We start from the raw sequence: 380 nt of genomic DNA, 5'->3' as shown, positions 1-380 counted from the left end.
CGCGCAGGTCCCCGGCGAGCGTCCCGGTGTCGATGCCGGCGAACCGGGCCTGCCGGTTGGCGCGCAGCGCCGCGGCGACGAACTGCGGCTTGGTCCGCCACTGCCGGTAGAGCGTGGACTTGCTGCACCGCGTGCTGGCGGCGATCCCGTCCATGGTGACGGCGTCGTAACCGCACTCGCGGATCTGGTGCAGTACGGCGTCGAAGAACTCCTGTTCCCGCTCGGGCGTGATCTTGGAGCGGCGCGAGGTGCCGACCGTTTCGGGTCGGTCCGCGGCCTGCGACGTCATCGGTTGTGCTCCCTTGCCCTTCGTCTCCCGAGCGGTGGATGCGCCGCCCCGGGGGTGCGCACTCCAGTGTGTCTCATGTCCATCGATACGG

1 protein-coding gene is annotated in these 380 nt (G+C 70.3%); it reads right to left on the bottom strand.

Going from position 1 to position 380, the window contains the following annotated elements:
* Positions 1 to 289: TetR/AcrR family transcriptional regulator (locus B7L92_RS37265; RefSeq protein WP_143626476.1), on the bottom strand; the 289-nt coding region annotated here is incomplete at its 3' end.
* Positions 290 to 380: the final 91 nt, after the last annotated feature.

The organism is Streptomyces viridosporus (assembly GCF_002078235.1).
GTDB classification, from domain to species: domain Bacteria; phylum Actinomycetota; class Actinomycetes; order Streptomycetales; family Streptomycetaceae; genus Streptomyces; species Streptomyces viridosporus.
Note: the sequence above shows the minus strand (reverse complement) of the source record. Positions and strands in the feature narration are given on the sequence as shown.